We start from the raw sequence: 14,538 nt of genomic DNA, 5'->3' as shown, positions 1-14,538 counted from the left end.
AGGCCGTTGTGGCAGCCCAACTCGCCGGAGGCCAGCAGGGCGCGCAGCCCGGCCAGCAGGGCGTCGTGATTGCGTTGGGCCGCGGTGCGCAGGTCGCGGCGCACCGCATCCTTATCGGGAACCTCATCGATGAGGGGAACCTCATCGTAGGGGTTACACGCGCCGGGGGCGCCGAGTTTGGCCAGCACGGGTTCGAACGTGGCGCGGGCTTCAGGAGTCAAATAGCCGCTGATGGGTGACATGCCGTCGTATTGTTGCGCCCCGATGGTGATGCCGCGCTTGCGGGCACGTTCGCCGTCTTTGAATTTGCCGTCGGGGTTGAGCCAGCCCATGACCTGGTGGGCGTATTGGGCCAACTCATCGGGGCGAAACCTGCTGGCCTGACGCGCCAGATCGGCCTCGGCGTCCTCGCGGGTGCAGGCGTCGATCTCGTAGGGCAGGTCGGCAAAAAACCCGCGGATCACCCGCACGTGCGCATCGCCGATCAATCCTTGGCGTTGGGCGGCCGCGGTGGCCCCCAAGGTGGGCGCCAACAACTCCCCGGTCAGCGCACGACGTTCCCCGAGATCGGCGGCTTCATCGACCCGGCGGCCGGCCTCGGCCTTGGTGATGCGTAACCGATCGGCCAACGCGCAGCGCAACGTGCCATCCAGTTCTGTCGTGGTTGCCTGGGCGCCAAGCTGGTTGATCAATGCGTGCTGGGGGGCGCGTAGCCGACGCGCGACGCGTTCGATGCGCTCGAGCGCGCGCAACCGTTCCGGGGTCGTGAAAACGTCGAAGGACAACCCGCACAAGCGGTCCAGGTCGGCATCGAGCGCGTCGAAGACATCGACGATCTCGCCTCGACTACTCGAACCCATACCCCAAATCTTACGAACGGGCACCGACAAAAATCCCCGCATTGTGACCACTGAAGCTAAAGTGACACAAGGGATTACGCGACACCCCGGACCGGGAAGCGCCGCGGCCGGTCAGGCGACGAGACCCTAGTCGCGCTCGGGCGGTTTCGTCGCATACACCCACGACAAAAACCGCGCCACGGCCTCCGCGGACCGATGCGCCCGCGGGGAACTGAAGATGTCGAAAGCGTGTTGGGCGTGCGGCAATTCGGCGTAGGCGACCGGAGCCTTCGACACCGCGCGCAGCTCCTCGACGAACTCCTGCGCCTCGCCCACCGGGATCAGGGAATCGTCGTGGCCGTGCAGAACGAAGAAGGGCGGTGCGTCGGCGCGCAGCCGCCTGATCGGTGAAGCGTCGACGTAGATGTCGCGGTGGGTATCGAATTTCCGCTTGACGACGAACTTTTGGAGCAACTCCACGAATTCGCGCCGGCCTTCGCCTTCGGTGGAGAACCAGTCGTAGCGCCCGTACACCGGAACCGCGGCCACCACCGACGTGTCGGCATCCTCGAAGCCTGGCTGGAACTTCGGGTCGTTGGGCGTCAGCGCCGCCAGCGAACACAGATGGCCGCCGGCCGACCCGCCGGTGATCGCGACAAAGTTCGGATCCCCGCCGTAGCGCGAGATGTTCTCCTTGACCCAGGCCAGCGCGCGCTTGACGTCGACGATGTGGTCGGGCCAGGTGTGCCGAGGTGAAACCCGGTAGCCGATGGACACGCACACCCAGCCGCGCGCGGCCAGGTGGCTCATCAGCGGATAGGCCTGGGGCCGGCGCATTCCGATCACCCATGCGCCGCCCGGCACCTGCACCAGCACCGGTGCTTTGCCGTCGCGCGGCAGGTCGTGGCGGCGCCAGATATCGGCCAGGTTGGCGCGGCCGTGCGGACCGTACGACACCACGTTCGTCTTCTCGACGTAGCGGCGCCGCGCCACCGTGTTACCTAACGGCAGGGTGCGACGCCCGCTGCGGGTCGGCTTGGTCTGCGGCAGCTTGTCGAGCGCCTCTTCGTAGTCGTCGCCGAGCTGCTCGCGCAGCCCCGCCTCCAGCACCGGTCCGGGAGTGGTGACGCCGCGATACTTGATCACCGCCAGGATGGCCCAGGACGCCGCTGTCAGGGCCAGCGCCGCCTTACCGCGCCGTCCCGCGAAATCGCCGCGGCGCCCCCGCCGCAGCGCATCGGCCAGCGAAGCCGAGAAGTACACGCCCGGCACCTCGGAGGCCGGCCAGCCGAACCAGAACACCAGCACGGTGCTGTAACCCTTGCGGGCCAGCGGCCGTAATCCGTTGGCGGCGTTGGCCAATTCCACCGCGGCGCGCGCCAGCGGCCTGGGCCTTTTGATCGCTCGGGTGAGCCGCATCAGCCGTCGACCCGCGCTCGCAGGTCCGCCCGCAAAATCTTGCCGGTGCTGCCGCGGGGGAGTTCGTCCAGCACGGTGACCTCGCGGGGCACCTTGTAGTTGGCCAGGTTTTCCCGCACATGCTGCTTGAGCGCGTCAGGGGTGGCGCCGGCACTCGGCTCCAGCACCACGAACGCCGCCAGCCGCTGCCCGTATTGTTCGTCGTCCACGCCGATCACCGCCGCCTCCGCCACGTCTGGATGTGCCGCCAGCGCCTTCTCCACCTCGATCGGGTAGACGTTCTCGCCACCGGACACGATCATCTCGTCGTCGCGGCCGACCACGAACAACCGTCCCGCGGAGTCCAGGTACCCGACGTCGCCCGACGCCATGAACCCGGCGTGAAAATCTTTCGTGCTGCCCGACGTGTAGCCGTCGAATTGGGTGTTGTTGCGGACATAGATGCCGCCGACCTCGCCGGCGGGCAGCTCGTTGAAATCCGGGTCCAGGATGCGGATTTCGGTTCCGCCCGCGGGTCGGCCCGCGGTGTCGGGCGCGGCACGCAGGTCGGCCGGGGTGGCGGTGGCGATCATGCCCGCCTCGGTGGCGTTGTAGTTGTTGTAGATGACGTCGCCAAACGCGTCCATGAACGCCGTGACGACGTCGGGGCGCATCCGCGAACCCGACGCCGCGGCGAAGCGCAGGGAGCGGCCGCTGTAGCGGCGCCGCACCTCGGCGGGCAGATCCATGATCCGGTCGAACATCACCGGCACCACCACCAGGCCGGTCGCCCGGTGCCGGTCGATCAGATCCAGCGTGGCCTCGGGGTCGAACTTGCGCCGGGTGATCACCGGACACGCGAACGACGCCGCGAGCAGCAGTTGCGAAAAGCCCCAGGCGTGGAACATCGGCGCCACGATCACGACGGGCTCCTCGGCCCGCCACGGCGTGCGGTCCAGGATCGCCTTCAGCGTGCCGATTCCCGCGTTGCCGCCAGACTGCTTGGCGCCCTTGGGAGTTCCGGTGGTGCCGGAGGTGAGCAGGATCATCTTGCCCTTGCGGCCGGTGCGCTTGGGCTGTGCTCCGGCCCGGGCCGCGATCAGCCCCTCCACGGTCAGCTCATGCTCGGCATCCGTCCACGCCACGATCCGGGTCGCGGCGGGCGTGCCGGCCAGCGCGCGGTCCACCGTCGCGGTGAACTCGTCGTCGTAGATGACGGCGTCGACGCCCTCGCGGGTCACCACGTCGGCCAGCGCCGGCCCGGCGAACGACGTGTTGAGCAGCAGGATGTCCGAGCCGATGCGGTCGGCCGCTACCAACGCTTCGACGAAACCGCGGTGGTTGCGGCACATGATCCCGATTACCTTGGGCTGGCCCGACGGCAACCCTTGCAGCGCGGCGGCGAGCGCGTTGCACCGCTCGTCGAGCTCTCGCCAGGTCAGGCCGCCGCGCTCATCGATCAGGCCCGGCCGGTCCGGGCAACGCTGTGCGGCGCTGGCGAATCCGGACGTCATGCCCATGCCTTCGCGGCGCATGGCCGCCGCGATCCGCACGTAGCGATCGGGGCGCATGGGCGCGATCAGCCCGGCGCGGCGCATGGTGCCGATCAGACCAAGGGTCTCGCTGAGAGGATTTGGCATGGCTCAGCCGAGAATCGGGAACCGGCGCTTGGCGGCGAGCTCGGTCAGCGCCTCCTGCATTACCGACCGCACGTACTCGTCGACCTGGTCGATGTCGGGGTCCTCGCCGAACTGCTTGGCGATGTCGATCGGCTCCAGCACCCGGGTCACGATCTTGGTGGGCAGCGGGATGTTGGGCGGGATGACGGCACTCAGGCCGAACGGGAAGCCGAATGACAACGGCAGAATCGCGCTGCGCAGCAGGCGCTTGATGCCCAGTCGCTCGGCCAGCCAGGTGCCGCGGGTCAGGTAGAGCTGGGTCTCCTGACCACCGATCGACACGGCGGGCACGATCGGGACGCCGGCGTCGATGGCGGTGCGGATGTAGCCCTTGCGGCCGTTGAAGTCGATGACGTTCTCCGACAGGGTCGGCCGATAGGCGTCGTAATCGCCGCCGGGAAACACGATCACGACGCCGCCGGACCGCAACGCGACGGCCGCGTTCTCCCGGTTGGCCCGGATGTATCCGGTGCGCCGGAAGAAGTCCGCGGTGGGCCCGGTCATGAGGATGTCGTGGCTCAGTGTGTAGACGGGCCGGTCGTAGCCGAGCTTGTCATAGAAGTGGGCGCTGAAGATCGGGACGTCCATGGGGAACATGCCGCCGGAGTGGTTACCGACCACCAGCGCCCCGCCGGGCGGGAACGAATCCAGGCCGTGCACCTCCGACCGGAAGTAGGTCTTCAAGACCGGGCGCATCACCGCCATCAGGCGCTGGGTCAAGACGGGGTCGAATTTGCCGATGTCCCCGCCCTCGGGGTTCTCGCTGTCGGTCACGTTCCTCCCTTGACGCTCGCGCGAGACCAGATCGCCGCGTCGAGTCTCTCGATGGTAGCGACCGGGGCGGCGCCGCTGTCATGGTGTTTCGGCATTTTCGCCCGCGTAAGCGGTGCGGCCCGGGGCGCGACCCGAAATCGGCACACCCGCCTGGCGGTGCCGATACATTCGATGGGCCAGCTGGTTTTCCGACAGGAACGAGGCCACCCATGGGATTCATGAGTCCGGAGTTTCCCGACGTCGACCCCCAAACGTGGCTCAGCTTGCCGCGTTCGACCAGGCGCCAGATCATGAGCCGGCACTGGGTCGAGCACGGCTTCGGCTCCCCGTACGGGGTGTACCTGTTCTATGTGTTCAAGATCGCCGGGTACGTCGCCGGCGCCGCCGCGGTGATCTCGCTGACGCCGGGCCTGGGCGGGCTCGGGCACATCGCCGACTGGTGGACGCAGCCCATCGTGTACCAGAAGCTGGTCATCTTCACGTTGCTGTTCGAGATCCTGGGCCTGGGCTGCGGATCGGGGCCGCTGACCGCGCGGTTCTGGCCGCCTTTCGGCGGCTTTCTGTATTGGTTGCGGCCCAACACGATTCGACTGCCGGCCTGGCCCGACAAGGTTCCGTTCACCCGCGGCGACAACCGCACCGTCGTCGACGTCGCGCTGTACCTCGTGGTGCTGGGCTCCGGCATCTGGGCGCTGCTCTCGCCGGGGCGCGGCGGGCCGGTCACCGCGGCCGGTGACGTCGGCCTGATCGACCCCATCCTGGTCGCGCCGGCCATTGTCGCGCTGGCGCTGCTGGGGCTGCGGGACAAGACCATCTTTCTGGCGGCGCGCGGCGAACACTACGGGCTGACGCTGCTGGTGTTCTTCTTCGGTTTCACCGACCAGATCGCCGCCTTCAAGATCATCATGCTGGCGCTGTGGTGGGGCGCGGCGACCTCCAAGCTCAACCACCACTTCCCCTACGTGGTGGCGGTCATGATGAGTAACAGCCCGCTGTTGCGCAGCCGGGCGTTCAACTGGTTCAAACGCCGGTTGTACCTGGATCCGGTCGACGACCTGCGGCCTTCGTGGATTCCGAAGGTCATGGCCCACGTCGGCGGAACGACCGCGGAATTCTTGGTTCCGCTGCTGCTGGTCTTCGTCGCCGACGGTCACCGGTGGGCGTGGTTCCTGATCGCCTTCATGCTGCTGTTCCACCTCAACATCACGTCCACCATTCCGATGGGAGTTCCGTTGGAGTGGAACGTCTTCTTCATCTTCTCGCTGTTCTATCTGTTCGGGCACTACGCCGGTGTCACCGCCGCCGGGCTGAGCTCACCGCTGCTGCTGGTCATCCTGATCGCCGCGCTCGCGGTGGTGCCGATCGTGGGAAACTTCTTCCCCGAACAGATTTCGTTCTTGCCGGCGATGCGCTACTACGCGGGGAACTGGGCCACCAGCACCTGGTGCTTACGCAAAGGCGCCGAAGACAAGATCGAGGCGAACATCACCAAGGCATCGGCGCTGGCGCCCAATCAGCTTGCCAGGCTTTACGATCCGCAGGCCGCCGAACTCATGATCGACAAACTGATGGGGTGGCGATCCATGCACACCCACGGTCGGGCGCTGGGCGGGCTGGTGCCCCGCGCCCTACCCGAGGGCGCCGACGAGGCCGACTACCTACTGCGCGACGGCGAGATCATCGCCGGGCCGCTGATCGGCTGGAACTTCGGCGAGGGCCACCTGCACAACGAACAGCTGCTGGCCGCGGTGCAGCGGCGCTGCGACTTCGACGAGGGTGACGTGCGGGTGATCATCCTGGAAGCCCAACCGATCCACCGGCAAACGCAGGCCTACCGCATCGTCGACGCCAAGGCCGGCCTGATCGAAGCGGGTTACGTCGACGTGGCCGACATGCTGAGCCGCCAGCCCTGGCCGGCGCCCGACGACGACTACCCCGTCCACGTCACCAGCGGCGGCGACCCGCCGCGCTTGCGATCGCCGCGGGTCACGCGGCGCAGCGCCCGATGAGCCGGGCGGTGGTGGTCGGCGCCGGGCCCAACGGCCTCGCCGCGGCGATCCATCTCGCCCGCCACGGTGTCGACGTGCAGGTGCTGGAGGCCCGCGAGACCGTCGGCGGGGGAACGCGGTCGGCCGAGCTCACGGTGCCCGGGGTGATCCACGACGTCTGCTCGGCCACCCACCCGTTCGGAGTCGGTTCGCCGTTCTGGAAAGAGATCGACCTGCCGCGCTACGGGCTGGTGTGGAAGTGGCCGGAGATCGACTGCGCGCATCCGCTCGACGACGGCACCGCCGGCGTGCTTTACCAGTCCCTCGAGCGGACGGTCGCCGGGATGGGCCCCGACGCCGCACGGTGGAAGCGTGCCATCGGCGGCCTGGCGGCCGGGTTCGATGACCTGGCGCAGGACCTGCTTCGGCCGGTGCTGCGCGTTCCGCGGCACCCGGTGCGCCTCGCCGGCTTCGGGCCGCGCGCGCTGCTGCCGGCGACCGTGTTGGCCCGCTGGTTTCGCACCGAGCAGGCCCGCGCGCTGTTCGGTGGCGCCGCCGCGCACATCTACACCCGGCTGGACCGTCCGCTGACCGCCTCCCTGGGGTTGCTGTTTCTGGCCAGCGGGCACCGCTTCGGGTGGCCCGTCGCCGAAGGGGGTTCCGGGTCGATCACCCGCGCGCTGGCCGCCGCCCTGCGAGCACACGGTGGCGCCATCGCCACCGGAATCACCGTCGATCACCGCCGCGACATCCCCGACGCCGACATCGTCATGCTCGATTTGAGCCCCGCCGCGGCGCTGAGGATCTACGGCGACGTCATGCCGGGCCGCATCCAACGCTCCTACCGGCGCTACCGCCAGGGATCATCGGCCTTCAAGGTCGACTTCGCCATCGAGGGACACATCCCGTGGACGAACCCCGACTGCCGGCGGGCCGGCAGCGTGCACCTGGGCGGCTCCTTCGCCGAGACCGCCGACACCGAACGTCAACGCGCGCAAGGCACAATGGCCCGGCGGCCGTTCGTCCTCATCGGGCAGCAATACCTGGCCGACCCGTCGCGCTCGGCGGGCAACATCAACCCGATCTGGGCCTACGCGCATGTGCCGTTCGGCTACACCGGCGACGCCACCGCGGTCATCGTCGACCAGATCGAGCGATTCGCGCCCGGCTTCCGCGACCGCGTCGTCGCCACCGTCAGCAACAGCACCGCCGAGCTGGAGGCCTACAACCCCAACTACATCGGCGGCGACATCCTCGGCGGCGCCAACGACGGGCTGCAGGTCATCCTGCGGCCGCGCGTCTCGGTCAACCCGTACGCCACCGGTGTGCCGGGCGTCTACCTGTGTTCTCAGTCCACGCCGCCGGGGGCCGGCATCCACGGGCTGTGCGGTTACCACGCCGCCGACGCGGCGCTGGGCCGGCTGCGCAAGCGGCGCCGCTAGCGTCTGGCCGCCTGTGGCCGTCGTCACGGGTGATGTACCAGCGCGGCAACGGTGGGCGTCACTGATCTAGGCTGGCGGAGAGCGCAAATCAGCGGACACAGGAAAGAAAGACAGAGGAGAGACAAGTGACGGTCCGAGTAGGTATCAACGGCTTCGGTCGCATCGGGCGGAACTTCTACCGGGCCTTACTGGCTCAACAGGAGCAAGGCACCGCTGATATCGAGGTGGTCGCGGTCAACGACCTCACCGACAACGCCAGCCTGGCGCACCTGCTGAAATTCGACTCCATCCTGGGGCGCCTGCCGCACGATGTCAGCCTCGAGGGCGACGACACGATCGTCGTCGGCAACACCAAGATCAAGGCGCTGGAGGTCAAGGAAGGCCCGGCGGCGCTGCCTTGGGGGGATCTGGGCGTCGACGTCGTGGTCGAGTCCACCGGCATCTTCACCGCCCGCGCCAAGGCGCAGGGCCACCTGGACGCCGGCGCCAAGAAGGTCATCATCTCCGCGCCCGCCAGCGATGAGGACATCACCATCGTGCTCGGCGTCAACGACGACAAGTACGACGGCAGCCAGAACATCATCTCCAACGCCTCGTGCACCACGAACTGCCTGGGGCCGCTGGCCAAGGTGCTCAACGACGAGTTCGGCATCGTCAAGGGCCTGATGACCACCATCCACGCCTACACCCAGGACCAGAACCTGCAGGACGGGCCGCACAAGGACCTGCGCCGCGCCCGCGCCGCCGCGCTCAACATCGTGCCGACCTCCACCGGCGCGGCCAAGGCCATCGGCCTGGTGCTGCCCGAGCTGAAGGGCAAGCTCGACGGCTACGCGCTGCGGGTGCCGATCCCCACCGGCTCGGTCACCGACCTGACCGCCGAACTGAAGAAGTCCGCCACCGCCGACGAGATCAACGCCGCGATGAAGGCCGCCGCCGAGGGGCCGATGAAGGGCATCCTCAAGTACTACGACGCGCCGATCGTCTCCAGCGACATCGTCACCGACCCGCACAGCTCGATCTTCGACTCCGGTCTGACCAAGGTGATCGACGACCAGGCCAAGGTGGTGTCCTGGTACGACAACGAATGGGGTTACTCCAACCGCCTGGTGGACCTGGTCGCCCTGGTCGGCAAGTCGCTGTAACCCGTGGCCGTCCACACTCTGAAAGACCTTCTCGGCGAGGGGGTTTCGGGTCGCGGTGTGCTGGTGCGCTCAGACCTGAACGTGCCGCTCGATGACGGCGGGATCACCGACGCCGGGCGCATCACCGCCTCGGTGCCGACGCTGAAGGCGCTCGTCGAGGCGGGCGCCAAGGTGGTGGTCACCGCGCACCTCGGGCGTCCCAAGGGCGGGGCGGACCCGAAGTTGTCGCTGGCACCGGTCGCCGCGGCGCTGTCCGAGCAGCTGGGCCGGCACGTGCAGTTGGCCGGTGATGTCGTCGGCACGGACGCGCTGGCCCGCGCCGAGGGGCTCACCGACGGCGACGTGCTGCTGCTGGAGAACATCCGCTTCGACCCCCGCGAAACCAGCAAGGACGACGCCGAGCGGCTCGCCCTTGCCCGGCAGTTGGCCGAATTGGTCGGGCCGACAGGCGCTTTCGTCTCCGACGGCTTTGGCGTGGTGCACCGCAAGCAGGCCTCCGTGTACGACATCGCCACCCTGTTGCCGCACTACGCCGGCACGCTGGTGGCCGACGAGATCCAGGTGCTGGAGCAGCTGACCCACTCCACCACCCGCCCCTACGCGGTGGTGCTCGGCGGGTCGAAGGTGTCCGACAAGCTCGGTGTCATCGAGTCGCTGGCCACCAGGGCCGACAGCATCGTCATCGGCGGCGGCATGTGCTTCACTTTCCTGGCCGCGCAAGGCTTTCGGGTCGGCAAATCGCTGCTGGAGACCGAGATGGTGGACACCTGCCGTCGGCTGCTGGACACCTATTTCGATGTGCTGCGGCTGCCGGTGGACATCGTGGTGGCCGACAAGTTCGCCGCCGACGCGACACCGCAGACCGTCGCCGCCAACGCCATCCCCGACGACCTGATGGGCCTGGACATCGGGCCGGGATCGGTCAAACGGTTCACCACGCTGCTGTCCAACGCCGCCACCGTCTTCTGGAACGGGCCCATGGGCGTGTTCGAGTTCCCGGCGTTCGCCGCGGGTACCAAGGGCGTCGCCGAAGCGATCGCCGCCGCGACCGGCAAGGGCGCCTTCAGCGTGGTGGGCGGTGGGGACTCCGCGGCCGCCGTGCGCGCGCTGGGCATCCCGGACAGCGACTTCTCGCACATTTCCACCGGCGGGGGAGCGTCGCTGGAATACCTTGAGGGCAAGACGCTTCCGGGCATCGAGGTGTTGACCCGACCCCAGCCCGACCACAACTAGGGAGGCCCAGAGTCGTGAGCCGCAAGCCACTGATCGCCGGCAACTGGAAGATGAACCTCAACCACTTCGAGGCCATCGCGCTGGTACAAAAGATCGCGTTCGCGCTGCCGGACAAGTACTACGACAAGGTCGACGTCGCGGTCCTGCCGCCGTTCACCGACCTGCGCAGCGTGCAGACCCTGGTCGACGGTGACAAGCTGCGGCTGACCTACGGCGGACAGGACCTGTCCCAGCACGACGCGGGCGCCTACACCGGGGAGGTCAGCGGCGCCTTCCTGGCCAAGCTGGGCTGCACGTACGTCGTCGTCGGGCACTCCGAGCGGCGCACCTACCACCACGAGGACGACGCGGTCGTCGCCGCCAAGACCGCCGCGGCGCTCAAGCACGAACTGACCCCGATCGTCTGCATCGGCGAGCACCTCGACGTCCGCGAGGCCGGAAACCACGTCATCCACTGCGAGGAGCAGCTACGCGGCTCGCTGGCCGGGCTGTCCGCCGAACAGATCGGCAAGGTCGTCATCGCCTACGAGCCGGTGTGGGCGATCGGCACCGGCCGGGTGGCCAGCGCGGGCGACGCCCAGGAGGTGTGCGCGTCGATCCGCAAGGAATTGGGCGCACTGGCGTCGCCGCAGATCGCGGACTCGATGCGGGTGCTCTACGGCGGATCGGTGAACGCCAAGAACGTCGGCGAGCTGATCGCCCGCGACGACATCGACGGCGGTCTGGTCGGCGGCGCGTCGCTAGACGGCGAGCAATTCGCGACGCTGGCGGCCATCGCCGCCGGTGGGCCCCTGCCCTGATGGGGACCCGGCACCGGTAGGCTGGCCGTCATGCAGTTGGGTTTGCAGATCACCCTGGTCGTCACCAGCATCCTGGTGGTGCTGCTGGTGCTGCTGCACCGCGCCAAGGGGGGCGGTCTGTCCACGCTGTTCGGTGGCGGCGTCCAGTCCAGCCTGTCCGGGTCCACTGTGGTGGAAAAAAACCTGGACCGGCTGACGTATTTCATCACCGCCATCTGGTTGGTGTGCATCATCGGCATGGCACTGCTGATCAAATACCACTGACCGCGCGCCTCGTCACAACGCCGAGTGTGAAATTACGACGCGACCCGCAGGCGATGCGTCGTGAATTTCAGTTTCGCCGCGAACGAGCACCGCAGCAATACTGAATTCCATGGTTGAGGCATCCGAGGGCACGCTGGAACCGATCGGCGCCGTCCAGCGCACCCTGGTGGGGCGCGAGGCGACCGAGCCGATGCGGGCCGACATCAGGCTGCTGGGCGCCATCCTGGGCGACACGGTGCGCGAGCAGAACGGGCAGGAGGTGTTCGAGCTCGTCGAGCGCGCCCGGGTGGAATCGTTCCGGGTGCGACGCTCCGAGATCGACCGGGCCGAGCTGGCGCGGATGTTCGAAGGCATCGACATCCACCAGGCCGTCCCCGTCATCCGGGCGTTCAGCCACTTCGCGCTGCTGGCCAACGTCGCCGAAGACATCCACCGCGGGCGCCGCCGCGCCGTCCACGTCGCCGCCGGCGAACCCCCGCAGGACAGCACCCTGGCCGCCACCTACGCCAAACTCGATGACGCACAGATCGATTCGGCCACGGTGGCCGACGCGCTCAAGGGCGCGGTGGTCGCTCCGGTGATCACCGCCCACCCCACCGAGACCCGCCGGCGCACCGTCTTCGTCACCCAGCACCGGATCACCGAGCTGATGCGGCTGCACGCCGAGGGGCACGCCGAGACCGACGAGGGCCGCAACATCGAACTCGAGTTGCGCCGCCAGGTCCTCACGCTGTGGCAGACCGCGCTGACCCGGCTGTCCCGGCTGCAGATCACCGACGAGATCGAGGTGGGGCTGCGCTACTACGCCGCCGCGTTCTTCACGGTGATCCCTCAGGTCAACGCCGAGGTTCGCAACGCGCTGCGCGCCCGCTGGCCCGACGCGGACCTGCTCAACGAGCCAATCCTGCAGCCGGGCTCCTGGATCGGCGGCGACCGCGACGGCAATCCGAACGTGACGGCCGAGGTGGTGCGCCAGGCCACCGGCAATGCCGCGTTCACCGCGCTCGCGCACTACCTGGCCGAATTGACCGCCCTCGAGCAGGAACTGTCGATGTCGGCACGCCTCGTCTCGGTCACCCCCGAGCTGGCCGAACTGGCCGAGGGTTGCGGGGAGAAGACCCGCGCCGACGAACCGTACCGGCGGGCGGTGCGGGTGATCCGCGCCCGGCTCAGCGCGACAAGCGCCGAAATCCTGGACCGAACTCCGCAGCAGGTGCTGGATCTGGGATTGCCGCCGTATGAAACCGCGGCCGAACTGGGGGCCGACCTCGACACCATCGACGGCTCGCTGCGCGCCCACGGCAGCGCCCTGTTGGCCGACGACCGCCTGGCGCTGCTACGAGAAGGCGTGCGGGTCTTCGGGTTCCATCTGTGCGGCCTGGACATGCGGCAAAACTCCGACGCGCACGAAGAGGTGGTCTGCGAGCTATTGGCCTGGGCCGGTGTGCACCCGGATTACCGTTCGCTGCCCGAAGACGAGCGGGTCGAGCTGCTGGCGGGCGAACTGGCCACCCGCCGCCCGCTGGTCGGTGACGACGCGCAATTGTCCGACCTGGCGCGCGGCGAGCTCGGTGTGATGCGTGCGGCCGCGCACGCCATCAAGCGGTATGGGCCGTCGGCCGTTCCCAACTACGTGATCTCGATGTGCCGTTCGGTCTCCGATGTCCTCGAGGCCGCGATCCTGCTCAAAGAGGCGGGGCTGATCGATGCATCCGGCCCGCAGCCGTACTGCCCGGTGGGCATTTCCCCGCTGTTCGAAACCATCGATGACCTGCACAACGGCGCGACGATCCTGCACGCGATGCTGGAGTTGCCGATCTACCGGGCGCTGGTGGCGGCGCGCGGCGAAAGTCAGGAAGTGATGCTGGGCTACTCGGACTCCAACAAGGACGGCGGGTATCTGGCGTCCAGCTGGGCGGTCTACCGGGCCGAGCTGGCGCTGGTGGAGGTGGCGCGCAAAACCGGGATCCGGTTGCGGCTCTTCCACGGTCGCGGCGGCACCGTCGGCCGCGGCGGCGGGCCGAGCTACGAGGCGATCCTGGCGCAGCCGCCCGGAGCGGTCAACGGCTCACTGCGGCTCACCGAGCAGGGCGAGGTGATCGCCGCTAAATACGCCGAACCACAAGTGGCGCAACGCAATCTGGAAAGCCTGCTGGCCGCCACACTGGAGTCGACGCTGCTCGACGTCGAGGGCCTGGGCGACGCCGCGGAACCGGCCTACGCGGTGCTCGACGAAGTGGCCGTCCTGGCCCAGCGCGCCTATGCCGAATTGGTGCACGACACACCGGGTTTCGTCGAGTACTTCATGGCTTCCACACCGGTCAGCGAGATCGGCTCGCTGAATATCGGCAGCCGGCCGACGTCCCGCAAACCCACCGAGTCGATTTCGGACCTGCGCGCCATCCCGTGGGTGCTGGCGTGGAGTCAGTCGCGGGTCATGCTGCCGGGCTGGTACGGGACCGGGTCGGCATTCGAACAGTGGATCGCGGCGGGCCCGCGGGGCGAGGGCGAGCGGGTGGACATCCTGCACGACCTGTACCAGCGATGGCCGTTTTTCCGCAGCGTGCTGTCCAATCTGGCTCAGGTGCTGGCGAAAAGCGACCTCGGCCTGGCGGCGCGCTACGCCGAGTTGGTGGCCGACGAGGAATTACGGCGCCGGGTGTTCGACAAGATCGTCGACGAGCACCGGCGAACCATCGCCATGCACAAGCTCATCACCGGGCAGGACAACCTGCTCGCCGACAACCCCGCGCTGGCGCGTTCGGTGTTCAACCGCTTCCCCTATCTCGAGCCGCTCAACCATCTTCAGGTGGAGTTGCTGCGACGTTACCGCTCCGGCGACGACGACGAACTGGTCCAGCGCGGGATCTTACTGACCATGAACGGGCTGGCCAGCGCGCTGCGAAACAGCGGCTGAGAACTCGCCCGAGTCAACAAGCCGCACAATGACGGCGGCGCGCCGCGATCACCCGGATG

General features: G+C 68.2%; 11 protein-coding genes. 7 read left to right on the top strand and 4 right to left on the bottom strand.

Translation table 11 applies throughout. The features are described 5' to 3' along the window. The 4 genes from A5775_RS17735 to A5775_RS17720 all read right to left on the bottom strand — a co-directional run. A partial coding sequence (locus A5775_RS17735) for a DUF222 domain-containing protein (RefSeq protein WP_156660753.1) occupies positions 1–860 on the bottom strand: 860 nt, incomplete at its 3' end. A 126-nt stretch (positions 861–986) separates the two neighbouring features. After that, entirely contained in the window at positions 987–2,258 is a 1,272-nt protein-coding gene (locus A5775_RS17730; protein ID WP_067255249.1) for an alpha/beta hydrolase, read from the bottom strand. Beyond that, positions 2,258–3,877, bottom strand: a complete 1,620-nt coding sequence (gene fadD12 / locus A5775_RS17725; protein WP_067255248.1) for an acyl-CoA ligase FadD12 — start codon at positions 3,875–3,877, stop codon at positions 2,258–2,260. Before fadD12 ends, A5775_RS17730 begins: the two co-directional genes overlap by 1 nt. 3 nt (positions 3,878–3,880) lie before the next feature. Continuing rightward, entirely contained in the window at positions 3,881–4,621 is a 741-nt protein-coding gene (locus A5775_RS17720; protein ID WP_231995207.1) for a lysophospholipid acyltransferase family protein, read from the bottom strand. A 278-nt stretch (positions 4,622–4,899) separates the two neighbouring features. Here A5775_RS17720 and A5775_RS17715 point away from each other — a divergent pair, with 278 nt between their 5' ends. The 7 genes from A5775_RS17715 (at position 4,900) to ppc (ending at position 14,479) form a co-directional block, all read left to right on the top strand. Further along, the gene (locus A5775_RS17715; protein ID WP_067255243.1) at positions 4,900–6,699 is read left to right on the top strand and encodes a DUF3556 domain-containing protein; all 1,800 of its coding nucleotides are present in this window, start codon (positions 4,900–4,902) and stop codon (positions 6,697–6,699) included. Next, positions 6,696–8,120: an NAD(P)/FAD-dependent oxidoreductase gene (locus A5775_RS17710; protein WP_067255241.1), complete on the top strand. Its 1,425-nt coding sequence runs from the start codon at positions 6,696–6,698 to the stop codon at positions 8,118–8,120. Before A5775_RS17715 ends, A5775_RS17710 begins: the two co-directional genes overlap by 4 nt. A gap of 125 nt (positions 8,121–8,245) precedes the next feature. Continuing rightward, on the top strand, positions 8,246–9,265 hold the full coding sequence (gap, locus tag A5775_RS17705) for a type I glyceraldehyde-3-phosphate dehydrogenase (RefSeq protein WP_067255238.1): 1,020 nt from the start codon (positions 8,246–8,248) through the stop codon (positions 9,263–9,265). A gap of 3 nt (positions 9,266–9,268) precedes the next feature. Beyond that, positions 9,269–10,498, top strand: a complete 1,230-nt coding sequence (gene pgk, locus A5775_RS17700; RefSeq protein ID WP_067255236.1) for a phosphoglycerate kinase — start codon at positions 9,269–9,271, stop codon at positions 10,496–10,498. Between the two features lie 14 nt (positions 10,499–10,512). After that, positions 10,513–11,298, top strand: a complete 786-nt coding sequence (tpiA, locus tag A5775_RS17695; protein WP_067255234.1) for a triose-phosphate isomerase — start codon at positions 10,513–10,515, stop codon at positions 11,296–11,298. 30 nt (positions 11,299–11,328) lie between these two features. Beyond that, complete coding sequence (secG, locus tag A5775_RS17690; protein WP_067255232.1) at positions 11,329–11,562, top strand: preprotein translocase subunit SecG; 234 nt, start codon at positions 11,329–11,331, stop codon at positions 11,560–11,562. A gap of 109 nt (positions 11,563–11,671) precedes the next feature. Then, positions 11,672–14,479 (top strand): phosphoenolpyruvate carboxylase, encoded by a 2,808-nt coding sequence (gene ppc, locus A5775_RS17685; protein WP_067255230.1) that lies wholly within the window; start codon positions 11,672–11,674, stop codon positions 14,477–14,479. Positions 14,480–14,538 lie beyond the last annotated feature (59 nt).

This window comes from Mycobacterium sp. 852002-10029_SCH5224772 (genome assembly GCF_001667315.1).
Classification (GTDB): domain Bacteria; phylum Actinomycetota; class Actinomycetes; order Mycobacteriales; family Mycobacteriaceae; genus Mycobacterium.
The sequence above is the reverse complement of the archived record's forward strand: the minus strand, read 5'-3'. Positions and strand labels throughout refer to the sequence as shown.

Bases quoted from the DNA above. Each gene is read 5' to 3' on its own strand.
- A5775_RS17730 (WP_067255249.1), bottom strand. From the start codon at position 2,258: ATGCGGCTCACCCGAGCGATCAAAAGGCCCAGGCCGCTGGCGCGCGCC.
- fadD12 (WP_067255248.1), bottom strand. From the start codon at position 3,877: ATGCCAAATCCTCTCAGCGAGACCCTTGGTCTGATCGGCACCATGCGC.
- A5775_RS17720 (WP_231995207.1), bottom strand. From the start codon at position 4,621: ATGGCGGTGATGCGCCCGGTCTTGAAGACCTACTTCCGGTCGGAGGTG.
- A5775_RS17715 (WP_067255243.1), top strand. From the start codon at position 4,900: ATGGGATTCATGAGTCCGGAGTTTCCCGACGTCGACCCCCAAACGTGG.
- A5775_RS17710 (WP_067255241.1), top strand. From the start codon at position 6,696: ATGAGCCGGGCGGTGGTGGTCGGCGCCGGGCCCAACGGCCTCGCCGCG.
- secG (WP_067255232.1), top strand. From the start codon at position 11,329: ATGCAGTTGGGTTTGCAGATCACCCTGGTCGTCACCAGCATCCTGGTG.
- ppc (WP_067255230.1), top strand. From the start codon at position 11,672: ATGGTTGAGGCATCCGAGGGCACGCTGGAACCGATCGGCGCCGTCCAG.